Origin of the sequence: Arenibacter lacus (genome assembly GCF_008711145.1) — a bacterium.
GTDB lineage: Bacteria > Bacteroidota > Bacteroidia > Flavobacteriales > Flavobacteriaceae > Arenibacter > Arenibacter amylolyticus.
The window spans coordinates 1-1,838 of the sequence record NZ_VVIN01000151.1; the positions used below are offsets into that span (position 1 = coordinate 1).

2 protein-coding genes are annotated in these 1,838 nt (G+C 44.1%); both read right to left on the reverse strand.

From position 1 onward, the window contains the following. Window positions 1–571: gluconate 2-dehydrogenase subunit 3 family protein (locus F1E73_RS16855; protein ID WP_150452645.1), on the reverse strand; the 571-nt coding region annotated here is incomplete at its 3' end. A 3-nt stretch (window positions 572–574) separates the two neighbouring features. Beyond that, a partial coding sequence (locus F1E73_RS16860; RefSeq protein WP_150452646.1) for a GMC oxidoreductase occupies window positions 575–1,838 on the reverse strand: 1,264 nt, incomplete at its 5' end.

Here is a 1,838-nt window from a genome sequence, read left to right on the forward strand (position 1 = left end):
TATTTCCCTTATACCCCAAATCTGCAATCCCTACTTTGGAAGTATAATATCCCGTTACGGTAAGTCCGCGGAACATATGGAAAAACTGAATTTCCAATGGCTGCTGATTTAATGGTACCTCAGGATCGTGGTAGCAAATGGTATCACAGATCTGCTTTTGCTGATCCAAGGTGGCCGATTTAAACTCGACACCAAATTCTGTATTACTCTTATGGTCTAACCACATTAATCCGCCCAGCAAGGTCATCTGCATAGTAGGAAGGTCTTTCCCGATAAACTCGATAAACTCGGGCACTTCTGCTTCAATAGGTCCGCCAAACGGCTCTTTTGGTGGAAGGATTACGGTGCTTAGGGCAGCGATGGTCTCCATCTCGTGCTCGTTAAAAAGCTGCTCCTCATGCAACTTGGCATCGCGCTCCAATTCTTCTGGTGTTCTTCCGTAGAAACCTTCAGCTCCTTTGATTATTTCTTCTTCAGCAGGTGCTTTTGTTTCCGGGGTACACCCGTGAAACGCCAAACCAGCGGCACCGGCGCCCAAAATCATTGTTTGTATACTTTTTCTCCTATCCATCTTCTAGATATTTTGCTGTTTCAATTGTTCGATAATGTAATCTGACGCTCTCCAAGACAGCGCCATAATAGTCCAGGTACAGTTCTTATCGGCCTGGGAAACAAACGGTCCGCCATCCACAATAAACACATTATCTACATCGTGTAGTTGTTGGAATTTGTTGGTCACGGAGGTTTTTGGATCGTTCCCCATCCTGGTGGTCCCCACCTCATGGATAATTCTACCAGGTGCTTCCAAACCATAATCATTTTCCTTACCAGGCTTATCTCCTAAGGGTATTCCACCCATATTGTGAATCAACTCCTCAAAGGTATCCTGCATATGTTTCGCCTGATTACGTTCAAAATCGGACCACTTATAGTTAAATTTCAATACTGGGATTCCATATTGATCTACGGTAGTTGGGTCTATTTCACAGTAATTGTCCTTTCTGGCAATACCTTCCCCTCTACCTCCGAAACCTATTACGGATCCGTAGTATTTCTTAACATCGTCTCGTAGGCTGTCTCCATATCCTCCAACTTTTAGGCCGAAGAATTTATTGAAGTCGTTGGGATTATATCCAAAACCATAGTTAGGCATTCCCATACCACCCCAGACTTCTATATGGTACCCCCTTGGGAAATCTAGTTTGGAGTTATCTCCCCACCAGGGTGAATATACATGCATACCTCCTACGCCGTCTTCGTTATAGGAAGTTTTTCTATTCATAAGACCAGGGATAAAACCTGCTCTACTAGCCCCCGTGGAGTCGTGCAAATACTTTCCAATAAGGTCACTGCTATTCCCCAATCCGTTAGGGTGTTGCTTACTCTTGGAATTCAATAGGATTCTTGCGGAGCTACATGCAGAAGCTGCAAGGACCACCACCTTTGCCTTTAGTTTATATTCTTTACGATCGTCCTTACTAATATAGGATACTCCCGTAGCTTTTCCTTCTTCGTTTGTAGTAACTTCACGAACAACGGAGTTTACAAAAATCTTAACCTTTCCACCGCTCTTCTGCGCAGGAAATATTAAACAGGTTCCTGCTGAGAAATCAGCATATACGGAACACGCCCTAGAACACTGTCCGCAATAAAAACAAACACCCCTATCGTTGTTCAGCTTTTTTGTTAGCATGGAGAGTCGACCTGGAATTACCGGTATTCCCGATTTCTTGGCACCCTCTATATAGAACAGCTCGTGCAATCTTGGTTTTGGAGGAGGCAAGAAGAATCCATCCGGATCATCTTCCAAGCCTTCATTGGTTCCAAAAACCCCGATT